Raw genomic sequence first — 26,813 nt, forward strand, 5'->3', positions numbered from 1 at the left:
CGTTGATCATGCAAGGCGTTACATATCCCGTAACCCTGACAACGAGATGAGGAGGTCGATCATGTCGCAAGACGTGTATGCCCGGATCCGGGCAAATCCAAAATACGAGCAACTGAAGTCGGTTCGTAACACCTACGGCTGGGTCATGACCCTGCTCATGCTGGTCGTTTATTACGGCTATATCGCGCTGATCGCGTTCGACAAGGAATTCCTGGCCAAGCCGCTGGGCACCGGCGTGTCGACCATTGGCATTCCTATCGGCGTCGGCGTCATCCTGTTCACCATCGTCATCACCGGCATCTACGTGCGTCGCGCCAACGGCGAGTTTGACCAGCTGAAGGCGGAAATCGTCAAGGAGGCCAACAATGGCTAAGCCGTATCAACAAATCCTCGGCGCGCTCGCCCTGGCCGCCGTTGCCGGCACTGCCTTCGCAGCCGGCGCCGACCTCGGCCAGGCCGAGAAGCAAGCGACCAACTGGACCGCCATCGCGATGTTCGCCATCTTCGTCGCCTTCACGCTGTGGATCACCAAGTGGGCGGCGGCCAAGACCAAGTCGGCGGCTGACTTCTACACCGCTGGCGGCGGCATCACCGGCTTCCAGAACGGCCTGGCGATCGCCGGCGACTACATGTCCGCCGCGTCCTTCCTCGGTATTTCCGCCGCGGTCATGGCCAACGGCTACGACGGCCTGATCTTCTCGATCGGCTTCCTCGTCGGCTGGCCGATCATCACCTTCCTGATGGCGGAACGCCTGCGCAACCTCGGCAAGTTCACCTTCGCCGACGTCGCCGCCTACCGCTTCCAGCAGACCCCGATCCGCGCCTTCGCCGCCACCGGCACGCTGGTCGTCGTCGCCTTCTACCTGATCGCCCAGATGGTCGGTGCCGGTCAGTTGATCAAGCTGCTGTTCGGTCTCGAGTACTGGATGGCGGTGGTCATCGTCGGCGCGCTGATGATGGTGTACGTGCTGTTCGGCGGCATGACCGCCACCACCTGGGTGCAGATCATCAAGGCGATCCTGCTCCTGTGCGGTGCCTCCTTCATGGCCTTCATGGTGCTGCTGCACTTCGGTTTCAGCCCGGAAGCGATGTTCGCCGAAGCGGTGAAGATCAAGACCGAACTGGCCGCCAAGGGCCTGCTCGCCGAAGCCCTGAAGACCGATCCCGCCGCCACCGCGGAAGGCGTCGCCGCCGCTGCCGCGGCCAAGGGTCTGTCGATCATGGGCCCGGGCAACTTCGTCAAGGACCCGATCTCGGCGATCTCCTTCGGCATGGCGCTGATGTTCGGTACCGCCGGCCTGCCGCACATCCTGATGCGCTTCTTCACCGTGCCGGATGCCAAGGAAGCCCGCAAGTCCGTCTTCTGGGCGACCACCTGGATCGGCTACTTCTACATCCTGACCTTCATCATCGGTTTCGGCGCCATCACCTTCGTGCTGACCAACCCGGAGTTCCTGGACGCCAAGGGCGCCCTGCTCGGCGGCGGCAACATGGCGGCTATCCACCTGGCCAACGCGGTCGGCGGCAACATCTTCCTCGGCTTCATCTCCGCGGTTGCCTTCGCCACCATCCTCGCCGTCGTTGCCGGCCTGACGCTGTCCGGCGCCTCGGCCGTGTCGCACGACCTGTACGCCACCGTGTTCAAGGAAGGCAAGGCTGATTCGGCTGCCGAACTGCGCGTTTCCCGGATCACCACGATCGTCCTCGGCATCATCGCCGTCGTGCTGGGTATCGCCTTCGAGAAGCAGAACATCGCCTTCATGGTTTCGCTGGCTTTCGCCATCGCTGCCTCGGCCAACTTCCCGGTGCTGTTCATGTCGGTGTTGTGGAAGAACTGCACGACCAAGGGCGCAGTGATCGGCGGCTTCCTCGGCCTGATCTCCTCGGTTGCGCTGACCGTCGTCTCGCCGTCGATCTGGGAAGCCACGCTGGGCAATCCGAAGGGTTCTGCCTGGTTCCCCTACACCTCGCCGGCCCTGTTCTCGATGACCATCGGTTTCGTCGGCATCTGGCTGTTCTCGATCCTCGACAACAGCGCGCAGGCCGCGAAGGAACGCGAAGCCTACCTGGACCAGGAAGTCCGCTCGGAAACCGGCATCGGTGCCGCCGGCGCCAGCGGTCACTAAACAAAACAAGAAAAACACCCCTGGCCGGCGCTCTGCCGGCCACCTGCAAGGCCCCCGCCCCGGCGGGGGCCTTTTCTTTGCTCGATCGCAAAACCCATAACAGTTTCACCTAATCGAAAAAAATTGTCAGGGAACTGTAAGTTTACAAACCCAGACTGTGTCTCGTGGCGATGTTGCATTTCAGTGCAGCCCGCCCATCACATTTTATGGAGGAGACAAATAATGGACGATCAAGGCAAGGCCTACTGGTCAGCCACACTCGGACTGCTGGGAAAAATCCTGGCGATCTGGTTCGTGTGTTCATTCGGTGCCGGCATCCTTTTTGCCGACGCGCTGAACGGCATCAAACTCGGGGGTTACCCGCTGGGCTTCTTCTTTGCCCACCAGGGTTCGATCTACATCTTCATTGCCCTGATCTTTTATTACGCCAAGGCAATGGGCAACCTCGACCGCAAGTTCGACGTGCACGAAGATTAAGGAGCCAGCATGGATCTGCAAACTATGACTTACCTGGTGGTCGGCGCGTCGTTTGCGCTGTACATCGGGATCGCGATCTGGGCACGTGCCGGTAGCACGTCCGAGTTCTACGCTGCCGGCGGCAGCGTCCACCCGATCACCAACGGCATGGCAACCGCCGCCGACTGGATGTCGGCCGCTTCGTTCATCTCGATGGCCGGCCTGATCGCCAACATGGGTTACGGCGGCGGCCTGTTCCTGATGGGCTGGACCGGCGGCTACGTTCTGCTGGCGATGCTGCTCGCCCCGTACCTGCGGAAGTTCGGCAAGTTCACGGTGCCGCAGTTCATCGGTGACCGCTTCTACTCGCAGACCGCCTCGACGGTGGCCGTGATCTGTCTGCTCACCGCGTCGATCACCTACATCATCGGTCAGATGACCGGCGTCGGCGTCGCCTTCTCGCGCTTCCTGGGCGTTTCCAGCGACACCGGCATCTACATCGGTATGGGCATCGTCTTCGCCTACGCCGTGTTCGGCGGCATGAAGGGCATCACCTACACCCAGGTCGCCCAGTACATCGTGCTGATCCTGGCCTACACCGTCCCCGCCATGTTCATCTCGCTGCAGCTGACCGGCAACCCGATCCCGCAACTGGGCCTGGGCTCCAACATCTCCGGCACCGACATCTCGCTGCTGCAGAAGCTCGACCAGGTCGTCACCGACCTCGGTTTCGGCCAATACACGACCTCGGTTCCGGGCAGCACGCTGAACATGTTCGTGTACACGATGTCGCTGATGATCGGTACCGCCGGTCTGCCGCACGTCATCATGCGCTTCTTCACCGTGGCCAAGGTTTCCGACGCCCGTTCGTCGGCCGGCTGGGCGCTGGTCTTCATCGCGATCCTGTACACCACCGCCCCGGCGGTCGGCGCGATGGCCAAGCTCAACCTGCACGGCACCGTCAACACCGCGGTCGGCCTGCAGACCGCTGCCGATGGCTCGATGGTCGTCAATGCCGACGCGGTCAAGGCCAACGCTGACGTGTTCGCCACCGAAGCCTCGTTGGTCTACGAACAGCGTCCGGAATGGATGAAGCGCTGGGAAAAGACCGGCCTGCTGAAGTTCGAAGACAAGAACGGCGACGGTCGCATCCAGTACTACAACGACAAGACGAAGAGCGCCGATGCCAAGGCCAAGGCCGAAGCTGCCGGCTGGAAGGGCAACGAGCTGACGGTCAACGCCGACATCATCGTGCTGGCCAATCCGGAAATCGCGCTGCTGCCGAACTGGGTTATCGCCCTGGTTGCTGCCGGTGGTCTGGCTGCCGCTCTGTCGACCGCTGCCGGTCTGCTGATGGCGATCTCCGCCGCCGTGTCGCATGACCTGGTGAAGGGTGTGTTCATGCCGAACATCTCCGAGCAGGCCGAACTGCGCGCCGGCAAGATCTCGATGGCGGTCGCCATCGTCATCGCCGGTTACCTCGGCCTCAACCCCCCGGGCTTCGCTGCCGGCACGGTTGCCCTGGCCTTCGGTATCGCCGCCTCGTCGCTGTTCCCGGCGATCATGATGGGTATCTTCTCGAAGAAGATGAACAAGGAAGGCGCCATCGCCGGCATGCTGGCTGGCCTCTTCGTCACCCTGTTCTACGTGTTCGCTCACAAGGGTATCTTCTTCATCAAGGGTACCGACTTCGTCGATATGATCGGCGGCGCCAACAGCTTCTTCGGCATCACGCCGGAAGCCTTCGGTGCGATCGGTGCGCTGGTCAACTTCGCCGTCGCCTTCGTGGTCGACAAGATGACCAAGGAACCGCCGGAGCACATCCAGCACATGGTCGAAAACGTCCGCATCCCGCGTGGCGCCAAGGCTGTGGATGGCGCGCACTAAGCGCGATTGAGGTAAGCTCCCGTCCGGTGCCCCCGGACGGGATTCCGAACCCCGTCGGTCGTTTCCACGGGGTTTTTTATTGCGCGGCTGCCCCGGCGTCCGCGGCTGTACCGAGGTGCAACATGGCTTTCAACGTCCATATCGCAATGACCTGGATCCTGTTCCTGGCGCTCTTCCCGATGGCCTTCATCTGGCTGCGGCGCGCCTGGCGCATCGCCATCAACAAGGATTTTTCCGAAGTCGCCCTGAAGCACGGCGAATCACCGGCCAACCCCGAGAAATATGCGCCCTACGAAGCGGTGATCAACCTGGTCGCCGGCAGCGTCGCGCTCGCCGTGATCGGCGGCGTGCTGGCCGGCGAACTGGCCTACGACAGCTGGATCGCCATTGCCGGCTCGACCATCTGGTGCAAGATTTTCCTCAGCTTCGCGCTGAGCCGACAGGCCCACCCGATGAATCTGCCCGGCTTCATGCAGCGCCGCATCAGCCTGCGCCCGCAACCGCCGGCCGCCGAGCGCGACGACAAGTAATCGGCAATTTCAGGCGAGGTCGAGGATCGTCGGCAGGAAGACCTCGCTCACCAGCACGCTGCCGCCATCGAGATGATGGCGCGAACGACGCGCCCAGAGCGGCGGCAGCGGCCGGCCAAGCACCTGACAGACCCGGCGATGCAAGGCATCGCGCTGGCGCAGGCGGACGAATTCGATATCGCCGCGCCCGAAGCCGGGATGGGTAAACAGCAGCGAGCCGAGCGAACGGCTGCCCAGGCGGGCAAACCAGCGCCCGAGACGACCGCAACGCCCCGTCGACAGCACACTTTCGGCGAAAATCACCGGCACGCCGTCGCATTCGAGCAGCACCTCGCGCACCGGCCGGCGCGCGTTCGCGGTTTCGTCGGCCAGCGCCAGCCGCCAGCCCTGGGCGACGACCCGGACGCGGAATTCGCTGCAATGGCGCCGACAGCGCGCAGTCAGCGAATGCGCCTCGACCAGCCAGCCGCGCAGCGATTGCGCCGCCGGCAGACGGCTGCCCCAATCGAGCCGGGGCGGCATCAGCGTGGCGTCGGCGCGCGTTCGAGACCGCGCAGGCGGGCGCCGCGGGCGATGCCGCGTTTGGCGAACCAGCCCTGGTTCATTTCCAGCGCGTAACGCGCCGGCAGCTTGGCGCAGTGGTTGTCCTCGGTCTTCGGCGCCATCTCCTCGATGTTGATGATGTAGCCTTCACGGTCGATGAAGGCGACCGAGAGCGGGATCAGCGTGTTGCGCATCCACATGCAGTGGGTGTTTTCCTGCGGGAAGACGAAGAGCATGCCGCGCTGCACCGGCATCGTCTCGCGCTGCATCAGGCCGGTCTGGCGGTGGCGGTCCTCGGCCGCCACCTCGGCTTCGATGCGGTGCATGCCGGCGCTCAGTTCGATCACCGGCATCGCCTCGCCGGCCGTCGCCAATCCGGCCACGCCCGCCAGCCACCAGCCGCAGAACGCGGCCCATCCGAGTTTCTTCATTCCATCAACCTCGCAAATCATCAATCGTCGCCTCGCGCTGGCGCCATTCGCCGAGGCCGAGACCATCCAGTGTCAACCGGCCGATCGCCGCCCGCACCAGGCGCAGCACAGGATAACCGATCGCCGCGCCCATCCGCCGCACCTGCCGGTTCTTGCCCTCGGCGATGCGGATTTCCAGCCAGCTGGTGGGAATCGCCGCCCGGTAACGGATCGGCGGATCGCGCGGCCAGAGGCCGGGCGGCTCGTCGATGCGGCGCACCTGCGCCGGCTGCGCCGTGAAATCGGACAGCCGGATGCCGGCGCGCAGGCGCTCGAGATCTGCTTCGCCGGGCTCGCCCTCGACCTGCGCCCAGTAAGTCTTGACCAGCTTGTGCTTGGGATCGGCAATGCGCGCCTGCAGGCGGCCGTCGTCGGTGAGCAGCAACAGGCCTTCGCTGTCGGCGTCAAGGCGCCCGGCGACATAGACGCCCTTCAACGGAATGTAGTCGACCAGCCCCCGCCAGCGGCCTTCCGGCGTAAACTGGCTGAGTACGCCGTAAGGCTTGTTGAAGATGACGATTTTCGACACGTCGCCCGAATCCGCAGAAAAACCGGGATTTTACGGCAGCCACCGTCAACCGTCCGCCATTCGCCGCGTTATTGCTGAAACCTCCTCCCCAAGCCCTTTGATGCCGCAACCGCAAGCTCCGTCACCCGAGCGCCAGCCCGCCCTCCCCGCCGCCTGGCAAACCACCGTCAACCTCATTCTGCAAGCCGGCGAAGGCGTCGAAGCCTGGCTGGAAACCGATCTCGACGACCAGTTGCACTTCTGCCACGGCCTGCTTGTCGTCACCGGCCAGCGCCTGCTGGCGTGGACCAGTCCCACGGGCGAAGCCCGCGCCTGGCCGCTGCAGCCCGGCCTGCGCCTGGAACACCACGACCACGCCGGCGTCGGCAGCCTGGAACTGGTCGACGACCGTGGCCGGCACGCCCTCTGGCGCTACACCATGGGCCGCAACCTGGCCGCCCTGCGCCTCGCCGGCGAGTTCGCCCAGCAACGCGACAGCCTGGTCAGCGGCACGGCCATCGTCCGCGACAGCGAGGACCTCTGCCCCAAGTGCAAGGCACCGCTACCGCCGGGCGAGGACGAATGCCCGATCTGCACCACCGAAGGCAGCACACCGCCCTCGACCTGGACCCTGTTTCGCCTGTGGCGCTTCGCCCGCCCCTACAAGGGCCGGCTGCTCGCCGGTTTCCTGCTGACGCTGGCGTCGACGGCGGCGACCCTGGTGCCGCCCTACCTGACCATGCCGCTGATGGACGAGATCCTGATCCCGTTCCAGAACGGCCAGCCAATCGACCGCGACCTGGTCAGCCTCTACCTCGGCGGCCTGTTCGGTGCCGCCATGCTGGCCTGGATTCTCGGCTGGCTGCGCACCTACATCCTGGCGCTGGTTTCGGAACGGATCGGCCGCGACCTGCGCACCGCCACCTACGAACATCTGCTCGGCCTGTCGCTGGAGTATTTCGGCGGCAAGCGCACCGGCGACCTGATGGCGCGCATCGGTTCGGAAACCGACCGCATCAACGTCTTCCTGTCGCTGCACCTGCTCGACTTCGCCACCGACGTGCTGATGATCGCCATGACCTCGGCCATCCTCTTTTCGATCAACCCCTGGCTGGCGCTGGTCACGCTGCTGCCGCTGCCCTTCATCGCCTGGCTCATCCATACCGTGCGCGACCGCCTGCGCACCGGCTTCGAGAAGGTCGACCGGGTCTGGGCCGAAGTGACCAACGTGTTGGCGGATACCATTCCCGGTATCCGCGTGGTCAAGGCCTTCGCCCAGGAAAAGCGCGAAGCCGGCCGCTTCCGCGACGCCAACAAGCACAACCTGGCGCTCAACGACAAGCTCAACCGCACCTGGTCGCTGTTCGGCCCGACCGTCACCCTGATGACCGAAATCGGCCTGCTCGTCGTCTGGGCCTTCGGCATCTGGCAGATCTCGCATAACGACATCACCGTCGGCGTGCTCACCGCCTTCCTCGCCTACATCGGCCGCTTCTACACCCGGCTCGACTCGATGAGCCGCATCGTCTCGGTGACGCAGAAAGCCGCCGCCGGCGCCAAGCGCATCTTCGACATCCTCGACCACGTGTCGTCGGTGCCGGAGCCGACGCGCCCGGTCCATCTCGAGCGGGTCGAAGGCCGCATCACGCTCAAGCAGGCGAGTTTCCGCTACGGCACCCGCGCCGTCACCCGCGCCGTCGACCTGACCATCGAACCTGGCGAGATGGTCGGCCTGGTCGGCCATTCCGGCTCGGGCAAATCGACCCTAGTCAACCTGATCTGCCGCTTCTACGACGTCAGCGAAGGCGCCGTGCTGATCGACGGCGTCGACGTGCGCAGCGTGCCGGTCGCCGAATACCGCCGCCACATCGGCCTGGTGCTGCAGGAACCTTTCCTCTTCTTCGGCACCATCGCCGAGAACATCGCCTACGGCAAACCGGAGGCGACGCGCGCCGAAATCATCGCCGCCGCCCGCGCCGCGCACGCGCACGAATTCATCCTGCGCCTGCCGCAAGGCTACGATTCGCTGGTCGGCGAGCGCGGCCAGGGGCTGTCCGGCGGCGAGCGCCAGCGCATCTCGATTGCCCGCGCCCTGCTCATCGACCCGAAGATCCTGATCCTCGACGAAGCGACCTCGTCGGTCGATACCGAAACCGAGAAGGAAATCCAGAAGGCGCTCGACAACCTGGTGCGCGGCCGCACGACGATCGCCATCGCCCACCGCCTGAGCACGCTCAGGAAAGCCGACCGGCTGGTGGTAATGGACCGTGGCCAGGTGGTCGAAACCGGCAACCATGATGCATTGATCGCCGCCGAAGGGCATTATTACAAGCTCTACCAGGCGCAGGCACGAAACGTCGATAATGAAGACGCCGAGCCGGCCGCGCCGGTCGTCCCGAAAACCCCAACCGTCTGAGTCCGTCATGGCCCATTCCGGATTTACCCTGCAGCGCGACGCTTTCGCTCGCCTGGTGCTGACCGACGCCGACGGCGAGCGCCACGAGGGCGTCGTCCCGGTGCGCGCCTTTCCCATCGCCGCGCCCGACGAAAGCCTGTCGCTGCTTAGCAGCGACGGCCACGAAGTCGGCTGGACCGACAGCATCGCCGAATTGCCGGCCAACGAGCGCGCGCTGATCGAGGAAGAGCTCGCCGGCCGCGAGTTCATGCCGGTGATCGAGGCCATCGTCGAAGTTTCCAGTTTTGCCTGCCCGAGCACCTGGCAGTTGCGCACCGACCGTGGCCCGGCCGAGCTGCTGCTCAAGGGCGAGGAAGAAATCCGCCGCCTGCCCGGCGGCCGCCTGCTGATCGCCGACAGCCACGGCATCCAGTTCCTGATTCGCGACGTCGCGGCACTCGACCGGCACAGCCGGCGACTGCTCGACCGCTTCCTGTGAGTCCGACACCATGAAAAACATCGTCATCCGCGACATCGTCACGCTGCGCGGCCCCAACATCTGGACCTATCGCCAGGTGCTCGAAGCCTGGGTCGATATCGGCGAGCTGGAGGATTTCCCCTCCAACACCATTCCCGGTTTCTACGACCGCCTGGTCGCCCTGCTGCCGTCGCTGATCGAGCACCGCTGCAGCTACGAAGAACGCGGCGGCTTCCTGCGCCGCGTTCAGGAAGGCACCTGGCCCGGCCACATCCTCGAACATGTGACCCTGGAACTGCAGAATCTCGCCGGCCTCCCTGGCGGCTTCGGCAAGGCCCGCGAAACCAGCGAGCGCGGGGTGTACAAAGTGGTGATCCGCGCCTGGCACAAGGACGTCACCGCGCGCGCCCTGCACCTTGGCCGCGATCTGGTGATGGCCTGCATCGACGACACGCCTTTCGACATCGCCGCCGCCGTCGAGGAACTGCGCGACATGGTCGACTCCTGCTGCCTCGGCCCGTCCACCGCCAGCATCGTCGATGCCGCCGACGACCGCGACATTCCGGCGATCCGCCTGCTCGCCGACGGCAACCTGGTGCAACTCGGCTACGGCGCCGCCATGCGCCGCATCTGGACGGCCGAAACCGACGCCACCAGCGCCATCGCCGAAACCATCTCGCGCGACAAGGACCTCACCAAGTCGCTGCTCGCCGATTGCGGGGTGCCGATCCCCGAGGGCCGCGAGGTCAAGGATGCCGCCGACGCCTGGGAAGCGGCCGAGGACATCGGCCTGCCGGTCTGTGTCAAACCGGTCGACGGCAACCACGGGCGCGGCGTCTTCATCGACCTGAACAGCCGCGAGGAGATCGAGAAAGCCTGGTCGGTCGCCGTCGATGAAGGCTCCGGCGTCCTCGTCGAGCGCTCCATCCCGGGCGTCGAACACCGCCTGCTGATCGTCGGCGACAAGCTGGTCGCCGCCAACCGCAGCGAAATGATCACCGTCACCGGCGACGGCAAGTCGACCGTGCGCGAACTGATCGACAGCCAGGTCAACACCGACCCGCGCCGCGGCCCGACCGAACTGCACCCGCTGTCGGTGATCCGCATCGACTCGGCGGCGCGCATGGAACTCGAACGCCAGGGGCTGGACGCCGACGCGATCCCGGCTGCCGGGCGCGAGGTGCTGATCCAGCGTACCGCCAACCACGCCTTCGACTGCACCGACGAAGTCCATCCCGAAACCGCCGCCGTCTGCGCGCTGGCCGCCCGCATCGTCGGCCTCGACATCGCCGGCGTCGACCTGGTGTGCAAGGACATTTCCCAGCCGCTGCGCGGCCAGGGCGGCGCCATTGTCGAAGTCAACGCCGGCCCCAGCCTGCTCATGCACCTCAAACCCGGCGTCGGCCAGCCGCGCCCGGTCGGCCGCGCCATCGTCGACAACCTGTTCGGCCCCCACCAGAGCGGGCGCATTCCGGTGATCGGCGTTGCCGGCTCGCGCGGCAAGACGCCGGTCGCCCATCTCGTTGCCCACCTCCTCCACCTGTCCGGGCGAGCCGTCGGCCTGGCCTGCAGCGACGGCGTCTTCCTCGGTCGCCGCCGGGTGCAGAAGCAGGACGCCGCCAACTTTGCCGGCGGTCGCCGGCTGCTGCTCAACCGCGCCGTCGAAGCGGCGGTGATCGAGAACGGCGGCCGCGTCATCCTCGGCGAAGGCCTGCCCTACGACCGCTGCGCGGTCGGCATCGTCACCAACATCCTGCCCGACGCCGAGGATCTCTCGCGCTGGGACATCCAGCCGAGCGGCGGCGAGTTCTTCACGACCTGGCGCGCCACCTACCGCACCCAGGTCGACGTCGTGCTCAACAGCGGCTACGCCGTGCTCAACGCCTGCGACCCGCAGGTGGCCGACTTGGCCGGGCTGTGCGACGGCGGCGTCATCCTGTTTGCCGCCGACCCCGACTGCCCGGCCCTCGACCAGCACCTGGCGGCGGGCGGTCGTGCCGTCTATGTCAGCGAAAGCCGGATTTATCTGGGCACCGGCCAGGACGAGATCCGCCTCTGCCGCCTCGGCGACATTCCCGCCATCGGCAAGGCCAGGAAGCCGGAAACCATCGCCAACGTGCTCGCCGCCGTCGCCGCCGGCTGGGCGCTCGGCCTGACCCAGGATGTCATCGTTACCGGCATCAAGACCTTCGGTCTCGACCTCGCCGATCCCTTCGCCCTGCTGCCGCGTCGTGCCCGCAAGTCGGCCACCGTCGCCAGCCGTATCTGACCCAAGGAAGCAGCCATGGACGTTTCCCGTATCCGTGCCCTGCGCGGCCCCAACCTGTGGAGCCGCCACACCGCCATCCAGGCGATCGTCACCTGCACCGGCGCCGAGCGCGCCATTGCCGACCTGCCCGGCTTCGAAACCCGCCTGCGCGCGCGCTTTCCGGAACTCGGCGAGCTGATCCCGACCGATCACCTCGATACCGTCTCGATGGCCCACGCGCTGGAGTTCGCCGCCCTCGGCCTGCAGGCCCAGGCCGGCTGCCCGGTCACCTTCAGCCGGACGGCCCAGACCGTAGATGCCGGCGTCTATCAGGTGGTCGTCGAATACACCGAGGAGGATGTCGGCCGGCTCGCCTTCGAGCGCGCCGAACAGCTCTGCCGGGCGGCGCTCGACGACACCCCCTTCGACCTTGACGCCACCCTGAAAGAGTTGCGCGACCTCGACGAGGACATCCGCCTCGGCCCGTCGACCGGCGCCATCGTCGCCGCCGCCGTCGCCCGCGGCATTCCCTTCCGCCGCCTGACCCAGGGCAGCCTGGTGCAGTTCGGCTGGGGCAGCAAGCAGAAGCGCATCCAGGCCGCGGAAACCAGCCACACCAGCGCCATTGCCGAATCGATCGCGCAGGACAAGGAACTGACCAAGCAGTTGCTGCATGCCGCCGGCGTCGCCGTGCCGACCGGCCGCCCGGTCGCCGACGAGGACGACGCCTGGGCCGCCGCCCAGGAGATCGGCCTGCCGGTGGTGGTCAAGCCGCAGGATGGCAACCAGGGCAAGGGCATCTCGGTCAATCTGACGAGCGAGGAACAGGTGCGCCGCGCCTACCGCGTCGCCATCGAGTTCCGCGACGACATCATGGTCGAACGCTACCTGCCCGGCCACGACTACCGCCTGCTGGTCATCGGCGACAAGCTGATCGCCGCCGCCCGCCGCGACCCGCCGCTGGTCATCGGCGACGGCACGCACACGGTCAAGGAACTGGTCGACATCGTCAACAGCGACCCGCGCCGCTCCGACGGCCATGCCACCTCGCTGACCAAGATCCGCTTCGACGACATCGCCCTGGCCCGCCTCGCCGAGCAGGGCTACACCGCCGACGCGGTGCCCGAGCGCGGCGTCCGCGTCGTCCTGCGCAACAACGCCAACCTGTCCACCGGCGGCAGCGCCAGCGACGTCACCGACGACGTCCATCCCGAACTCGCCGCCGCCGCCGTCGCCGCCGCGCAGACGGTCGGCCTCGACATCGCCGGCATCGACGTCGTCTGCGACACGATGCTGAAGCCGCTCGAAGAACAGGGCGGCGGCATCGTCGAAGTCAATGCCGCGCCCGGCCTGCGCATGCACCTCGACCCCTCGTTCGGCAAGGGCCGCCCGGTCGGCGAAGCCATCGTCGGCATGATGTATCCCGACAGCGACAACGGCCGCATTCCGGTCGTCGCCGTCACCGGCACCAACGGCAAGACCACCACCAGCCGGCTGATCGGCCGCATCTTCGAAGCCAACGGCCTGCGCGTCGGCATGACCAGCACCGACGGCATCTACGTGCAGAACCAGCGCATCGACGACGGCGACTGCTCCGGTCCGCGCAGCGCGCGCAACGTGCTCGCTCACCCCGACGTCGACGCGGCAGTGCTGGAAACGGCGCGCGGCGGCCTGCTGCGCGAGGGGCTCGGCTTCGACATGTGCGACGTCGCCGTGGTTACCAACCTCGGCCTTGGCGACCACCTCGGCCTCAACTACATCACCACCGTGCACGACCTGGCGGTGATCAAGCGCGTCATCGTCCAGAACGTCGCGCCCACCGGCACCGCCGTGCTCAACGCCGCCGACCCGGTGGTGGCGGCGATGGCGCCGCACTGCCCGGGCCACGTCTGCTTCTTCGCCGTCGATCCGACGCACCCGGTGCTGGCCACCCATCGCGCCCAGGGCAAGCGCGTGCTCTACGTCGAACAGGGCGACATCGTCTGCGGCGAGGGCCGGCGCAAGCACCGCATTCCGCTGTCACGGGTACCGCTGACGCGCAACGGCACGATCGGCTTCCAGATCGAGAACGTAATGGCCGCCGTCGCCACCGCCTGGGCGCTCGGCTACGACTGGGAGACCGTCGAACAGGCGCTGGCCGGTTTCGTCAGCGACGCGGCGACCGCGCCCGGCCGCTTCAACGTCTTCGATTACCGCGGCGCCACCCTGATCGCCGATTACGGCCACAACCCGGACGCCATGCTCGCCCTGGTCGGCGCCGTCGAGGCGATGCCGGCGAACAAGCGCATGGTGGTGATCAGCGGCGCCGGCGACCGGCGCGACGAGGACATCCGCCAGCAGACCGAAATCCTCGGCGAAGCCTTCGACGAGGTCGTCCTCTATCAGGATGCCTGCCAGCGCGGCCGCGCCGACGGCGAGGTGATCGGCCTGCTGCGCGAAGGTCTCACCAAGACGACACGGGTCCGCCATGTCGAAGCAATCAACGGCGAATTCCTCGCCATCGACACCGCGCTCGCCCGGCTGCAGGCCGGCGACCTGTGCCTGATCCTGATCGACCAGGTCGAGGAAGCGCTCGCCCACATCGCGCGGCGCATCGCCGAGTGCGCTCAGTGACCGGCAAGGTCTGGCTGGTCGGGGCCGGCCCCGGCGACCCCGATCTGCTGACGCTGAAGGCCGCCCGCCTGATCGGCAGCGCCGACGCCATCGTCTACGACCACCTGGTCGGCGAAGGCGTGCGCGCGCTGTTCCCGGCCGCTGCTCGCCAGGTCTATGTTGGCAAGAAGGCGGCGAAACACACGTTGAAGCAGGAGGAAATCAACCGCCTGCTGGTCGAACTGGCTGACGAAGGCCTCGCCGTGGTCCGCCTCAAGGGCGGCGATCCCTTCATCTTCGGCCGCGGCGGCGAGGAGCTGGAAGTCCTGCACGCTGCCGGCATTTCCTTCGAAGTCGTCCCCGGCGTCACCGCCGCCGCCGGTTGCGCCGCCTACGCCGGCTTCCCGCTGACGCACCGCGAGCATGCCCAGTCGGTCACCTTCGTCACCGGCCATCTGAAAGACCACACCATCGACCTCGACTGGCCGGCACTCGCACGCCCCGGCCAGACCGTCGTCTTCTACATGGGCGTCGGCGGCGCCCCGGAAATCTGCCGCCAGATGATCGCCCACGGCCTGCCCGCCGACACCCCAGCCGCCATCGTCCGCCGCGGCACCCTGCCCGACCAGCGCACCCTGCTGTCCACACTGGGGCAACTGCCGCAATGCATCGTAGAATCCGCCATCAAGCCGCCGGCGCTGATCGTCGTCGGCAGCGTCGTCGGCCTGCACGACAAACTTTCCTGGTTCGAGACCCCATGACCCGCCTCCTCCTGCTCCTCGCCCTCCTCATCGCCGGCAACGCCCACGCCTACAACGCCAGGGAACTGCTCGACGACTGCCGCGCCGCCGAAAAGCTCTACGCCGGCGAGAAGAGTAGCGACCCCTACGTCGCGCTGCGCAGCGGCCGCTGCATTTCCTACGTCGCCGGCTTCGCCGACGGCTACTCGGTCGGCGACCACCTCGCCGACAAGGTCGGCCTGCGCATCAACGCCTTCTGCCTGCCCAAGGACGATCCCGACCTGTCGCTGCGCCTGGTCCGTGCCGTCGTCATCCATGTCGAACGCGTACCGCCCGACACGACGATGGGCACCGCCACCCTGGTCGCCGGCGCGCTGGCCCGAGCCTTCCCCTGCCCGGAAGTGCTTGAACCGAAGAAGTGATTCAGGGATAATCCGCGCTCCATTCGCCCCGATGGCGGAATCGGTAGACGCAGCGGATTCAAAATCCGCCGCCGAAAGGTGTGCCAGTTCGAGTCTGGCTCGGGGCACCAAGATTCAGAATCAAGCGCTTAGGCCAATTCTCCGGAATTGGCCTTTTTGCTTTTCTGGCTTCAGATTTTCCCTGTAGCCCCGGCGGGTAAAGAAATCCCGTTTTTCGGTTCGCGGGCCCGGGGTCGGCTTGCTCGGTCAGACAATGCTTTGAATGACTGCCTTGATAACGGTCGGCGCCCCAGCTTGGCGTGCTTGCCAAAGGTCGTATGCGGCTTGCTGCGCGAGCCAGGCATCGGCGCTGCCGCCGTTCTCAACGCCCAGCCAAGCCTCGATACGCAGCGCCATGGTCGGAAAAATTGCTGTGCGGCCATTCAGCACGCGGGAAAGGACGGCACGGCTGACGCCCAGTTGTGCAACCGCATCGGTAGCCGTAAGCCCTAGAGCAGGTAAAACGTCATCGCGCAGGGTTTCGCCGGGGTGGGGGGGGGGATTGAACATTTTGTGTGATGCGGCCCATCAGGCAGCGGCGTGATCGCGCGCAACAGACAGCTTGAGGCCGGCGGCGCCGAGCACGGCGAGGAGCGTTTTCAAAGTGGGGTTTCCTTTGGGACTGAGAGCCTTGTACAGGCTCTCCCGCTGGATGCCGGCACGTTCCGCCACTTGCGCCATGCCTTGCGCTTCGGCAACCTGGCGCAGCGCCATCAACAAGGCTTCACGACCTCCCGGCTGGTCGATATCTTCCAGGCTGGCGGCAAGGTATTCATCGGCAAATGCGGGATCATCCCTGAGCAGTTGCACCATGCTTTCGTCGTGCGGGCGGCTTGCTTGCTTCATTTTTTGTTCCTCTGTTGCCAGTCTTTCCAGTAATCCACTGCGGTTGTTATGTCTGCCTGCTGGCGGCGCTTGTCGCCCCCGACCAGCAGCAATACAAGCTGCTTGCCGGACAGCGCGTAATAAACGCGATAGCCCGGCCCTTGATCGATGCGCAACTCCCAGACGCCATCCGTCAGCGGCTTGTGGTCACCGAAGTTGCCAGCGGCAACACGCTGCACCCGAGCGGCAATTTTGGCCTTCGCAATGCGATCCGCCAATCCGGCAAGCCATTCCTTGAAGGGAACGCTGCCGTCAGGCGCCTGATAATCATGCAGTTCAAACATGTTTGTAGATTATAGATTACAATCGGTCAAGCGCCGGCAAATTCCTCGCCGGAACAGCCTCTGCTATAGTACTGCCTGATCCAGAAACGCCCCGCCTGTGCACGATGCCGGAACGGGATAGTGATGAAAGTTCGGCTTTCCATTGGGAAAGCCGTTTTTGTTTGCCTGCCTTGTTGGTGTCATGTCCCTGACTGTCGACGACTTCGACTTCCCCCTCCCCCCTGAACTGATCGCCCAGCACCCGGCGCCCGAGCGCACCGGCAGCCGTCTGCTGCACGTCGCCGGCACAGCGCACGTCGACCGCCGTTTCGCCGATCTGCCCGGACTGCTGCGGGCCGGCGACCTGCTGGTGTTCAACGACACCAAGGTGATCAAGGCGCGCTTCTTCGGCATCAAGGACACCGGCGGCCAGGTCGAGATCATGCTCGAACGCATCGTCGATGCCACGCACGCGCTGTGCCAGATCCGCGCCAGCAAGGCACCCAAGCCGGGGTGCCGGCTGCGTCTGGCCGACGCCTTCAGCGTGCGCATGACCGGCCGCGCCGGCAAGGATGGCGACCTGTTCGCCATCGAGCTGGTCGACCGCGACGATTTCTGGGCTGTCGCCGAACAGTATGGCGCGCTGCCGCTGCCGCCCTACATCGAACATCCCGCCGAGGGCGCCGACGAAACCCGCTACCAGACAGTCTATGCCCGCGAACCCGGCGCCGTCGCCGCGCCCACCGCCGGCCTGCATTTCGACGAGGCGATGCTGGCAACGCTGCGCGCCCATGGCGTCGATACCGCCTTCGTCACCCTGCACGTCGGCGCCGGCACCTACCGGCCGGTGCGCGTCGAGAAGATCGCCGACCACCGCATGCACAGCGAACGCTACGAAGTCACCGCCGAAACCGCCGCCGCCATCGCCGCCACGCGCGCGGCCGGCGGCCGCGTCATCGCCGTCGGCACCACCAGCCTGCGCACGCTCGAATCGGCCGCCACCGACGACGGCGTCGTCAATGCCGGCAGCGGCGAGACCGACATCTTCATCACCCCCGGCTACCGCTTCAAGGCGGTCGACCGGCTGATCACCAATTTCCACCTGCCGAAATCGACGCTGATGATGCTCGTCTCGGCCTTCGCCGGTTACGACGCGATCCGCGCCGCCTACGCCCACGCGGTGGCGGAACGCTACCGCTTCTTCAGCTACGGCGACGCCATGCTGCTCGAACGCGCCCAGCCATGACCGCCGCCGAGGAGATCCGCGCCGCCTGCTTTCCGGAAGACCGGGAAGCGGTACAGGCAATCTTCCGCGAGTACGTCGCCAGCCCCAGCGTCAGCCTCGACTACCAGGGCCACGCCGCCGAATTCGCCGGCCTGCCCGGCAAGTATGCGGCCCCCGACGGCGGCCTGCTGCTCGCCTGGCAGGCTGGCGCGGTGATCGGTTGCGCCGCCTGGCGCCGGGTCGACGCCGAACGTTGCGAACTCAAACGCGTTTACGTCCGCCCGACCGCCCGCGGCACCGGCCTTGGTCGCCGCCTGGTCGAACGGGCGCTGACGCTGGCCGGCGCAGCCGGCTACCGCCGCGTCTGCCTCGACGTCCTGCCCGAATTCACCGCCGCCCGGCAGCTCTACGCCGATCTCGGCTTCATTGACGACGCCCCGGTCAGCTTCAACCCGATCCCGGGCACGGCCTTTCTTGGCCGCGACCTGCCTTACGCCCCCAGCCCCCGGGCGCCCGACGAGACCATCCGCGCATGCAATTCGAACTCCTGAAAACCGACGGCGGCGCCCGCCGCGGCACCCTGACGCTGGCCCACGGCGTCGTCCAGACGCCGGTCTTCATGCCGGTCGGCACCTACGGCACGGTCAAGGCGATGACGCCGCTGGCGCTCGCCGAGATCGGCGCGCAGATCTGCCTGGGCAACACCTTCCACCTCTGGCTGCGCCCCGGCCTCGAGGTGATCCAGGCCCATAACGGCCTGCACGACTTCATGAACTGGCAGAAACCGATCCTCACCGACTCCGGCGGCTTCCAGGTGTTCTCGCTCGGCGCGCTACGCAAGATCAGCGAGGAAGGCGTCAAGTTCAGCTCGCCGCACGACGGCGCCAAGCTCTTCCTGTCGCCGGAAATCTCGATGCAGATCCAGAAGGTGCTCAATTCCGACATCGTCATGATCTTCGACGAATGCACGCCCTACCCGGCCAGCCACGACGAAGCGGCGAAGTCGATGCGCATGTCGATGCGCTGGGCCAAACGCTCGCGCGACGAACACGACCGGCTGGAAAACAGCAACGCACTGTTCGGCATCGTCCAGGGCGGCATGTACGAAGACCTGCGCGACGAATCGATCGCCGGCCTGTGCGACATCGGTTTCGACGGCATGGCCATCGGTGGCCTCTCGGTCGGCGAGCCCAAGGACGACATGGCGCGCGTCCTCGCCCACACCGCGCCGCGCCTGCCGACCCACAAGCCGCGCTACCTGATGGGCGTCGGCACGCCGGAAGACCTGGTCAACGGCGTGAAGAACGGCATCGACATGTTCGACTGCGTGATGCCGACGCGCAACGCGCGCAACGGCCACCTGTTCACCCGCTTCGGCGACGTCAAGATCAAGAACGCCCGCTACCGCGCCGACACCGGTCCGCTCGACCCGTCGTGCACCTGCTACACCTGCACCAACTTCACGCGCAGCTACCTGCACCACCTCTTCCGCAACGGCGAAATTCTCGGCGGCATGCTGAACACCATCCACAACCTGCATTTCTACCAGACCATCATGGCCGAGATGCGCGCCGCCATCGAAGCCGGCAGCTTCACCACCTGGTCGGCGACCTTTGCCCGGGACCGTTCGTCCGGCCAGTAAGCAAGCCTGGAATCGGCAGCATCATTACGTCCGGATTGGAGATAATGCAGGGATCATTAGCCCAAATGATTCCTTGCCATGCAGATCGTTTGCCAACTCATCAACTCGCAGGAAAATCGCACCGCCCTCGTTCGCTTGTGGCATCTAGCCAAACAAGCCACACCGGGCGGCGGCACGCTACTTGATCAGTGGTCGCAACGCCCCTTCGACGATCTCGCCCAGCAACGCATCCGGCAACATTTCAACAAGCGCAAAAACCCCCTCTGCCTGCAAGACCTTGAGAGCCGCCCCACCAAAGTCATCGAAGAACTCGACCGACTGATTGCGACCCCGAGAGGCAAAAAACCCGCCTTCACTCCCATTGAGGTCGAAGGCGTCGCCTATTTCCTCATCCAGGGCAGCCCGCACAATGGTGTGGACCGTCGGCAAGCCGTGCGCTTTGGCAACTACATGCGCAATCATCAGGTTGTTCCGGCCAAGCTTCTCCACAACGTCTCCGCCTGCATCCGCACCCTGGCCGAGCAAGCGCCATTCAGCCACAAGCACCTGACCAAGCGGCTCAGAGAGCACGAACCCGTGTTGCGCGTCGCCCTCGGCCATTTCCCGGATTTTCACCAAATTTCATGGTCGACCGTGAAAACGGACGAAAACCGGCAAATCGGTTTTGCCACAGGGACCGAGGGCGAAAACAATCGCTTTGCCCAAGCCCAGGAGCAAATCCTCGCAGCGGAAAAATCCGGGGCCGACCTGCTGATCTTTCCGGAACTCACCCTCGCCGAATCCGTGCAGGAAAAAATCCGTGACTGGCTGCTTCAACGCGATGAACAAAATGACGCCTGCTCGATTTCGCTGATTGTTCTCGGCAGCTTTCACGTCCGCAGTGAAACTTACGCGCGCAACCGCTGCCGGCTGCTTCAAGGCAAGAACGGCCGCAACATTCTTACCCACGACAAATTCTCGCCGGCCTCAATTGGCGGTTTTACGGAAGGGTTCACGCCGGGTGAATCAGCCAGCCTGCTCTGCACCCCCATCGGCAATCTCTCGCTCGCCATCTGCAAGGATTGCATCGGCGAATACTGGGATATCTGGCTCAAGCAGCTCTGCCCCGACTGGCTGATCATCCCCAGCCTCAGCGACGGAATCACGCTGCATCAACAAGCCACCAGGAGTCTCTGGAACCTTCATCGCAGTACCAGCCTGGTTGCCAACCAGCCAATAGACAACACAATCCAGACCGCAACCTCCAGCGCCGGATCGCCGCATTTCGGCTACGTCCACACCAGCCACTCCCAACGAAACGACAAACTGGATGCAACAGCTTTTCACCCCGGCACACCGCCATTGTGGATACTCGAGATTGCCATCCCGGCATACAAAACTAAACAATGCTAAACTTTCCAACCAAGAACACTTTAGGACGATTCAGTCATGGCACTCAATCTCCGCACCAGCGACCCGGAACTCCGTGTCGACGACAGTTCCCCGCTTGAACTACTGGCCGCTGCCCGCGAGCTTTCTGCATGGGACGACACCACTCGCTACGTCGCCGACTACCTGCTCAATGCCTGGACGCTACGCGCCTGCAGCAATGACGACCCGGAAAGCATCGGCGAACTGGAAACCGTGCTTGATGCCCTGCTCGAACGCCTGCCCAACGCCGCCCAACTTCCGGAATCCTTGCGCGGCCGTTGGCAAGGCTATCTTTCGCTGCTCGCCGGGCAACTCTTACGCCTGCCGTCGGCAGACGATCTCAAGGATTTGCTCGCCCGCGAGCAAATCCACAAGCTGCTGCAATCGTTGCCAACTGACGGCCGCTATCTTGCCCAGAGCGAACTCAAGGATGCCGAAAGCTACAGCGCCTCGCGCCTGTCGCAGCTACTGGGTGAAATTGCCGATCATGGCCTGATCAGCTCGCGCAAACGCGGGCGCCACAAGGATTGGCGCTTGACCGAACGCGGACAGCAACTGCTAGCCGAGCCAAACCCAATGCGCCAGCCTCGCCCGAGCAAAGTTGCCGCCCAGGCAGCAGTAACCGCAAACCCGAAAGCCAGCGCGCAGCGCGGCATGAGCGCATTCAAAGAAATCAAGAAAGCCGCCTGATGTCCCTCACCGTCACCCTCTACAGCTACAAGGGCGGCGTTGGTCGCAGCATTCTGGCGGCCAATCTGGCCGTGCTGCTGGCCCGGCGCGGCAAGACCCTGCTCTGCGACTTCGATTTTGAAGCCCCCGGGTTGCATCGTATCGACGACCTCTCCACCAGCCGCGCGAACCAAGGCGGGCTGTTCGAATGGCTGCGCGACTGGCAAGAGAAACGTAAATTCGACGCGCCAAACCCGCGCGACTTGGCGCGTCTGGGTAAAAGCGTCCTGCCTTGCGAAAAGCAGAGCAATCTCTACCTCCTCCCGGCGCATGGCGACGAAAAGGACGCCGCCGAACTTTACCAGCAGATCAACTGGGGACATTTTCTTGCGATCAACCCCGAAATCGGCCTAAAAATGCTGCACGGCATGCTCAAGCACATGCGCGAAAAAGAGGGGTTTCGCTACATCGTGCTCGATTCGCGTACCGGCATCACCGACATCGGCGGCTTTCTAACCGCCTGGTTGCCCGACGTGACCCTGCTGCTCGGCAACTATGGCGCGCAGAACACTGGCGGTCTGCGTCAAATCTGGAACGCCCTGAAAGACCACGTCAACGACTCCCAGCGCGGCGAAAACGGCCAATACGAGGAACTCAAGCTCGAACTTGTCGCCTCGCCCATCCCGGAAGATCAACCCGAAATCGCGGCCAAACTGCGTAGCCAATGGGAGAAGGACTTCGGCCTCGCCAGCGGCAGCCTGATCGAAATCCCAGAGCGTTCCGAACTGCGGCGCAGCGAAACCCTGTTGGCGCTGACCGAAACCGATTCGCTCATCGTCCGCAAATACCACGAAGTCGCCGCTCGTCTGCTCGCCATCGAAGCCGAGAACGAGAGCGCCAGCCAGATGGATAACATCGCCAAGCGCCAACGTCCCGACCTTTTCCTCAACCTCGAAAAGCCCGGCGACCGCGCCAAGCAAGGCAAAACCTTCGAAGAACGCATCGCCGATCTGCTACGCCTGCTCGGCTATCACGTCGAGCCGGAACAGACCGTCGACGGCAACCGCATCGACCTGATCGCCAGCTTCCAGCAGGGGCTGGACACCGCCACCTACTTTGTCGAATGCAAGGACCACCAGAAGGCCGTAGGCAAGGAAATCGTCGAAACCTTCGATGTCTGGCTGCGCACGCCCAAGGCGCTGGAACGCGCCGCGCGCGGCATGATCGTCGCCCGCCGCTTCAGCCCGCAAGCCATTGAACTGGCCCGCGCCCGCAACATCCGCTGCGTTACACCGGAAGACCTCGAACGGGCGCTGATCAATTTTTCCACCTACCTCAACCGCCTGGTTTCCGAATTCGCCAACAGCTCGCTCGCTAGCTGCTATGTCGAACAAACCGTACGGCCGGAAAAACAGCAGGACACAACCCTGCCGCTGCTACCCTACGCCCTTGCCTGGAGCCGTGGCGAAGGCAGCCGCCTGTGGGTCCTGCTCGGCGATTACGGCACCGGCAAGACCGTTTTCACCCGCCGCTTCGCCTACGAACTGGCGCAACAGTCGCTGGGCAACGGCGACAACCCGGTCCCGCTGCTGATCAACCTGCGCGACTTCCCCAACAAGGCCACGCTTGGCGATCTGTTGCACGAGCACTGGCACCGGCAAACCGGCGAGCGGCGCGATCCGGCCATCTTCCTGCACCTGCTGGCGCGCGGTCGGCTCATCCTGCTGATCGACAGCTTCGACGAAATGGGCGTCGCCCAGTCCCATCGCAACATCGTCGAACAGTTCCGCATGCTCGCTCAACCCAGCGATAGTCAGGGTGATGACCCACGCGCCAACCGCGTGCTCATCACCTGCCGCGAACAGTTCTTCCGCGAACACGGTGAAGCCCAGCAGACCGTGCAACGCATCGCCGACCGTCTGGCCCTACTCGAACAGGCAACGCGCAGCTTCGATGGCAGTATCGACGTATTGCCGCGCTTCAACGAAACGCAAATCAAGGAATATCTGAGCAAACGCTTCGGCGCAAGAGGGGCCAAACAGGCCTGGGAGGATATTCAAGGCATCTACAACCTGCCCAACCTCGCCGACCGACCGCAGCTACTGGACATCATCATCGACTCTCTGCCCGACCTTAAAAACAGCGGAGAAACCGTCACCGCCGGCGCCCTCTATCTGCGCTACACCAACCGCTGGCTCGATGATTACCACCACATCGACCGACAAAGCAGCAGCAACGATCTGCTCCTGATTCTCGAAGCCCTTGCCGTCGAACTCTGGCGGCGCGACGGACAACGGATTCACCACGGCGACCTCTACGCCCTGATCAAGGACCGCCGCCTGCCCGGCAAACTCGATCCCAGCATTCTCGATATCGAGCTGCGCACTGCCGCCTTCCTGTCGCGCACGCCGGACGGCTACTACGGCTTTTCCCACCGCAGCTTCCTCGAATTTTTCTACGCCCGAGCCTTGTTGGCGGCGGCAACCCTAGATCCGCTAATAGATTCAGCCACCGACCAGCTCGCCGCTCACCTCGCAGGCCCTATTCCCAGCCGCGAAGCCGCCGGTTTTTTTGCCGACCTGCTCGCCCTGCACGATAGCGTTACGCAAACACAAGTGCACGGCGTGGTGGCCGAAATTCTGGCAAGGCCTGCCGAAAATACTGGCAGCGCGCCCACGACGTTCCTCACAGCCACGAGCACATACTCCGCCAGCACCCGCCGCAACGCCTACCTGCTTGGCTACTGGGCCAGCCGGCAAGGCAACGGCGGTGAGCAGACAGACTGGCTGCCCACCGCGCCCTACACCATCAACCTGGACGGCTGCCAGTTCCGGGAATTGACGCTGCCCGGCGCCCTGCTGCGCGGTGCAACGCTAGCAGACAGCCGCTGGTCACACTGCGTTCTCGACAACGCTGACCTCAGCCTGGCATTTGCCGACGACGCCCATTTCGAGCGAACCTCGTTGCGCAGTGCCAATCTGCGTGGCACCTCGCTGAACAAAGCCAATGGCGACGACGCCGATCTGGACGGCGCCGATCTGAGCCAGGTTTCCGCACGGGATAGCCGCTGGATCAACGCTCGCTTCCGCAACAGCAATATCGATGCTGCCGATTTTTCCGGTGCCGACCTGCGCGCCAGCCGTTTCGCCAACTGCCGTGGCGAGGCGGTCTTGAGCGACGCCGTCCTGGCCGGCTGCACCGCCCCCGGCGCCCAATCCGCCAGCTTGCCCCGCCCGCCCGCCCGCCTCTTGTTGCCAAGCCTGCGCCAGGGGCATTCCGCCCCCGTCAAATTCGCCGCCTTCTCCCCCGACGGCAAGCGCATCCTCTCCGCGAGCAACGACAAAACCCTCCGCCTTTGGGATGCCCTTTCCGGCAAAGAAATCCGCCAATTCAACGGCCATCAGGGCCCAGTTAACAGCGCCGCCTTCTCCCCCGACGGTAAACATATCCTCTCCGCAAGCGACGACATGTCGTTGCTCCTTTGGGACGCACTATCCGGCAGCAAAATCCAACGCTTCGACGGTCATCAAGGTCCAGTTCACAGCGCCACCTTCTCCCCCGACAGCAAACTCATCCTCTCCGCAGGCTTCGACAGCACCCTCCGCCTTTGGGATACCCTATCCGGCAGCGAAATCCGACACTTCGACGGCCATCTGGGCTGGGTTAACTGCGCCGCCTTCTCCTCCGACGGCAAATTCATCCTCTCCGCAAGCGACGACAAGTCGCTGCTCCTTTCGGATGCCCTATCCGGCAGCGAAATCCAACGCTTCAACGGTCACCAAGGCTGGGTTCGGTGCGCCACCTTTTCCCCCGACGGCAAATTCATCCTCTCCGCAAGCAACGACCAAACCCTGCGCCTTTGGGATACCCTATCCGGCAGCGAAATCCAACGCTTCAATGGCCATCAGGGCTGGGTTAACTGCGCCGCCTTCTCCCCCGACGGCAAATTCATCCTCTCCGCAAGCGACGACAAGTCGCTGCTCCTTTGGGACGCCCTATCTGGCAGCGAAATCCGACGCTTCGACGGTCATCAGGGCCCGGTTAACAGCGCCGCTTTTTCCCCCGACGGCAAACTCATCCTCTCCGCAAGCGACGACAATACCCTCCGCCTTTGGGATACCCTATCCGGCAGCGAAATCCGACGCTTCAGCGGCCACCAGGGCTGGGTTAACTGCGCCGCTTTCTCCCCCGACGGCACACGTATTCTCTCCGCAAGCGACGACAATACCCTCCGCCTTTGGGATACCCTATCCGACAGCGAAATCCAACGCCTCAACGGTCATCAAGGCTGGGTTCGGTGCGCCGCCTTTTCCTCCGACGGCAAACTCATCCTCTCCGCCAGCAACGACCAAACCCTCCGCCTTTGGGATACCCTATCCGGCAGCGAAATCCAACGCTTCAACGGCCATCAGGGCTGGGTTAACTGCGCCGCCTTCTCCCCCGACGGCAAACGTATTCTCTCCGCAAGCAACGACCAAACCCTGCGCCTTTGGGATGCCCTATCCGGCAGCGAAATCCAACGCTTCAACGGCCATCAGGGCCCGGTTTTCAGCGCCACATTTTCCCCCGACAGCAAACTCATCCTCTCCGCAAGCAGCGACAACACCTTCCGCCTTTGGAATGCCCTATCCGGCAACGAAATCGAACGCTTCAACGGCCATCAGGACTGGGTCCTTAGCGCCGCCTTTTCCCCTGACGGCAAACTCATCCTCTCCGCAAGCACCGACAATACCCTCCGCCTTTGGGATGCTCTATCCGGCAACGAAATCCAACGCTTCAATGGCCATCAGGATTGGGTTAACAGCGCCGCCTTCTCCCCCGACGGCAAACTCATCCTCTCCGCCAGCAACGACCAAACCCTGCGCCTTTGGGATGCACTATCCGGCAAAGAAATCCGCCGCTTCGATGGCCATCAGGGCAGCGCTCTCAGCACCGCCTTTTCCCCCGACGGCAAACTCATCTTCTCCGCAAGCACCGACAACACCCTCCGCCTTTGGGATGCACTATCCGGCCTGCCATTGCGCTGCATCTGGCATGAAAACGACACCTGGTTCAGCCTGGATTTGCGTTCCTTCACCCCCGCTGCCCGCCTCGACGCCCTGCCCGGCCCCATCCTGCGCGGTCACGGCCCGACGCCGCTGGTCTTCCGCGACCCGGAAGAACCTTGCCAGCCGGCGCCGTGGATTCCCCGCCTCTGGCATGCCGACGACTTCCCGGAATTATGGTTTGGCGAGACGTGATTTTCCGCCCAGTGTTAGAATCCCCCGTTCCGATTTTCACGATTC

Annotated in this window: 23 protein-coding genes and 1 tRNA gene; 18 read left to right on the forward strand and 6 right to left on the reverse strand. The window is 64.6% G+C overall.

Features of this window, described 5'->3' with window-relative positions:
- Window positions 1-61 precede the first annotated feature (61 nt).
- The 5 genes from ACE3OV_RS10955 (at window position 62) to ACE3OV_RS10975 (ending at window position 4,999) form a co-directional block, all read left to right on the forward strand.
- Entirely contained in the window at window positions 62-373 is a 312-nt protein-coding gene (locus ACE3OV_RS10955; RefSeq protein WP_374327134.1) for a DUF485 domain-containing protein, read from the forward strand.
- A complete protein-coding gene (locus tag ACE3OV_RS10960) occupies window positions 366-2,126 on the forward strand; it encodes a cation acetate symporter (RefSeq protein ID WP_374327136.1) in 1,761 nt (586 codons plus the stop codon). The genes ACE3OV_RS10955 and ACE3OV_RS10960 overlap by 8 nt, the downstream gene beginning before the upstream one ends.
- A 222-nt stretch (window positions 2,127-2,348) precedes the next feature.
- A complete protein-coding gene (locus tag ACE3OV_RS10965) occupies window positions 2,349-2,603 on the forward strand; it encodes a DUF4212 domain-containing protein (RefSeq protein WP_374327137.1) in 255 nt (84 codons plus the stop codon).
- A gap of 9 nt (window positions 2,604-2,612) precedes the next feature.
- The gene (locus tag ACE3OV_RS10970) at window positions 2,613-4,469 is read left to right on the forward strand and encodes a sodium:solute symporter family protein (RefSeq protein WP_374327139.1); all 1,857 of its coding nucleotides are present in this window, start codon (window positions 2,613-2,615) and stop codon (window positions 4,467-4,469) included.
- A gap of 122 nt (window positions 4,470-4,591) precedes the next feature.
- Entirely contained in the window at window positions 4,592-4,999 is a 408-nt protein-coding gene (locus ACE3OV_RS10975) for a hypothetical protein (RefSeq protein ID WP_374327140.1), read from the forward strand.
- A 9-nt stretch (window positions 5,000-5,008) separates the two neighbouring features.
- On the opposite strand, the gene ACE3OV_RS10980 is transcribed toward ACE3OV_RS10975, so the two are convergent.
- The 3 genes from ACE3OV_RS10980 to ACE3OV_RS10990 are packed head-to-tail and all read right to left on the reverse strand — an operon-like array spanning window position 5,009 to window position 6,541.
- The gene (locus tag ACE3OV_RS10980) at window positions 5,009-5,521 is read right to left on the reverse strand and encodes a chorismate lyase (protein WP_374327141.1); all 513 of its coding nucleotides are present in this window, start codon (window positions 5,519-5,521) and stop codon (window positions 5,009-5,011) included.
- On the reverse strand, window positions 5,521-5,973 hold the full coding sequence (locus tag ACE3OV_RS10985; RefSeq protein WP_374327142.1) for a DUF192 domain-containing protein: 453 nt from the start codon (window positions 5,971-5,973) through the stop codon (window positions 5,521-5,523). The genes ACE3OV_RS10980 and ACE3OV_RS10985 overlap by 1 nt, the downstream gene beginning before the upstream one ends.
- A 4-nt stretch (window positions 5,974-5,977) precedes the next feature.
- Window positions 5,978-6,541, reverse strand: a complete 564-nt coding sequence (locus ACE3OV_RS10990; protein ID WP_374327144.1) for a pseudouridine synthase — start codon at window positions 6,539-6,541, stop codon at window positions 5,978-5,980.
- Window positions 6,542-6,641: 100 nt separating this feature from the next.
- Between ACE3OV_RS10990 and ACE3OV_RS10995 the strand changes: the two genes are divergently transcribed.
- The 7 genes from ACE3OV_RS10995 (at window position 6,642) to ACE3OV_RS11025 (ending at window position 15,505) form a co-directional block, all read left to right on the forward strand.
- A complete protein-coding gene (locus ACE3OV_RS10995; RefSeq protein WP_374327145.1) occupies window positions 6,642-8,936 on the forward strand; it encodes an ABC transporter transmembrane domain-containing protein in 2,295 nt (764 codons plus the stop codon).
- A gap of 7 nt (window positions 8,937-8,943) precedes the next feature.
- Window positions 8,944-9,414, forward strand: a complete 471-nt coding sequence (locus ACE3OV_RS11000) for a DUF1854 domain-containing protein (protein ID WP_374327146.1) — start codon at window positions 8,944-8,946, stop codon at window positions 9,412-9,414.
- A 10-nt stretch (window positions 9,415-9,424) separates the two neighbouring features.
- Window positions 9,425-11,662 (forward strand): cyanophycin synthetase, encoded by a 2,238-nt coding sequence (cphA, locus tag ACE3OV_RS11005; protein WP_374327147.1) that lies wholly within the window; start codon window positions 9,425-9,427, stop codon window positions 11,660-11,662.
- Between the two features lie 15 nt (window positions 11,663-11,677).
- Entirely contained in the window at window positions 11,678-14,254 is a 2,577-nt protein-coding gene (gene cphA, locus ACE3OV_RS11010; protein ID WP_374327148.1) for a cyanophycin synthetase, read from the forward strand.
- Window positions 14,251-14,994 carry a uroporphyrinogen-III C-methyltransferase gene (cobA, locus tag ACE3OV_RS11015; protein ID WP_374327149.1) on the forward strand — a complete coding sequence of 248 codons (744 nt, stop codon included), beginning with the start codon at window positions 14,251-14,253 and terminating at the stop codon, window positions 14,992-14,994. The genes cphA (ACE3OV_RS11010) and cobA overlap by 4 nt, the downstream gene beginning before the upstream one ends.
- Window positions 14,991-15,395, forward strand: a complete 405-nt coding sequence (locus tag ACE3OV_RS11020; RefSeq protein ID WP_374327150.1) for a Rap1a/Tai family immunity protein — start codon at window positions 14,991-14,993, stop codon at window positions 15,393-15,395. Before cobA ends, ACE3OV_RS11020 begins: the two co-directional genes overlap by 4 nt.
- A gap of 25 nt (window positions 15,396-15,420) precedes the next feature.
- Window positions 15,421-15,505, forward strand: a tRNA-Leu gene (locus tag ACE3OV_RS11025).
- A 136-nt stretch (window positions 15,506-15,641) separates the two neighbouring features.
- Here the strand turns inward: ACE3OV_RS11025 and ACE3OV_RS11030 are convergent.
- Genes ACE3OV_RS11030 through ACE3OV_RS11040 form a run of 3 tightly spaced genes read right to left on the reverse strand, consistent with a single transcriptional unit; the run spans window position 15,642 to window position 16,603 of the window.
- Entirely contained in the window at window positions 15,642-15,944 is a 303-nt protein-coding gene (locus tag ACE3OV_RS11030; protein WP_374327151.1) for a HigA family addiction module antitoxin, read from the reverse strand.
- Window positions 15,945-15,962: 18 nt separating this feature from the next.
- Window positions 15,963-16,247, reverse strand: coding sequence for an addiction module antidote protein (locus tag ACE3OV_RS11035; protein ID WP_374327152.1), 285 nt, complete (start codon window positions 16,245-16,247; stop codon window positions 15,963-15,965).
- A gap of 29 nt (window positions 16,248-16,276) precedes the next feature.
- A complete protein-coding gene (locus tag ACE3OV_RS11040) occupies window positions 16,277-16,603 on the reverse strand; it encodes a type II toxin-antitoxin system RelE/ParE family toxin (protein WP_374327153.1) in 327 nt (108 codons plus the stop codon).
- A 181-nt stretch (window positions 16,604-16,784) separates the two neighbouring features.
- On the opposite strand from ACE3OV_RS11040, the gene queA reads away from it, so the two are divergent.
- The 6 genes from queA (at window position 16,785) to ACE3OV_RS11070 (ending at window position 26,768) form a co-directional block, all read left to right on the forward strand.
- A complete protein-coding gene (gene queA / locus ACE3OV_RS11045) occupies window positions 16,785-17,828 on the forward strand; it encodes a tRNA preQ1(34) S-adenosylmethionine ribosyltransferase-isomerase QueA (RefSeq protein ID WP_374327155.1) in 1,044 nt (347 codons plus the stop codon).
- Window positions 17,825-18,358 carry a GNAT family N-acetyltransferase gene (locus ACE3OV_RS11050; protein ID WP_374327157.1) on the forward strand — a complete coding sequence of 178 codons (534 nt, stop codon included), beginning with the start codon at window positions 17,825-17,827 and terminating at the stop codon, window positions 18,356-18,358. The genes queA and ACE3OV_RS11050 overlap by 4 nt, the downstream gene beginning before the upstream one ends.
- Window positions 18,340-19,449 (forward strand): tRNA guanosine(34) transglycosylase Tgt, encoded by a 1,110-nt coding sequence (gene tgt / locus ACE3OV_RS11055; protein WP_374327158.1) that lies wholly within the window; start codon window positions 18,340-18,342, stop codon window positions 19,447-19,449. Before ACE3OV_RS11050 ends, tgt begins: the two co-directional genes overlap by 19 nt.
- 78 nt (window positions 19,450-19,527) lie before the next feature.
- The gene (locus ACE3OV_RS11060; protein WP_374327159.1) at window positions 19,528-20,841 is read left to right on the forward strand and encodes a hypothetical protein; all 1,314 of its coding nucleotides are present in this window, start codon (window positions 19,528-19,530) and stop codon (window positions 20,839-20,841) included.
- A 36-nt stretch (window positions 20,842-20,877) separates the two neighbouring features.
- The gene (locus ACE3OV_RS11065; RefSeq protein WP_374327160.1) at window positions 20,878-21,549 is read left to right on the forward strand and encodes a hypothetical protein; all 672 of its coding nucleotides are present in this window, start codon (window positions 20,878-20,880) and stop codon (window positions 21,547-21,549) included.
- Window positions 21,549-26,768: a KGGVGR-motif variant AAA ATPase gene (locus ACE3OV_RS11070; RefSeq protein ID WP_374327161.1), complete on the forward strand. Its 5,220-nt coding sequence runs from the start codon at window positions 21,549-21,551 to the stop codon at window positions 26,766-26,768. Before ACE3OV_RS11065 ends, ACE3OV_RS11070 begins: the two co-directional genes overlap by 1 nt.
- Window positions 26,769-26,813: the final 45 nt, after the last annotated feature.

The sequence above is a fragment of the Azonexus sp. genome (genome assembly GCF_041909095.1).
GTDB lineage: Bacteria > Pseudomonadota > Gammaproteobacteria > Burkholderiales > Rhodocyclaceae > Azonexus.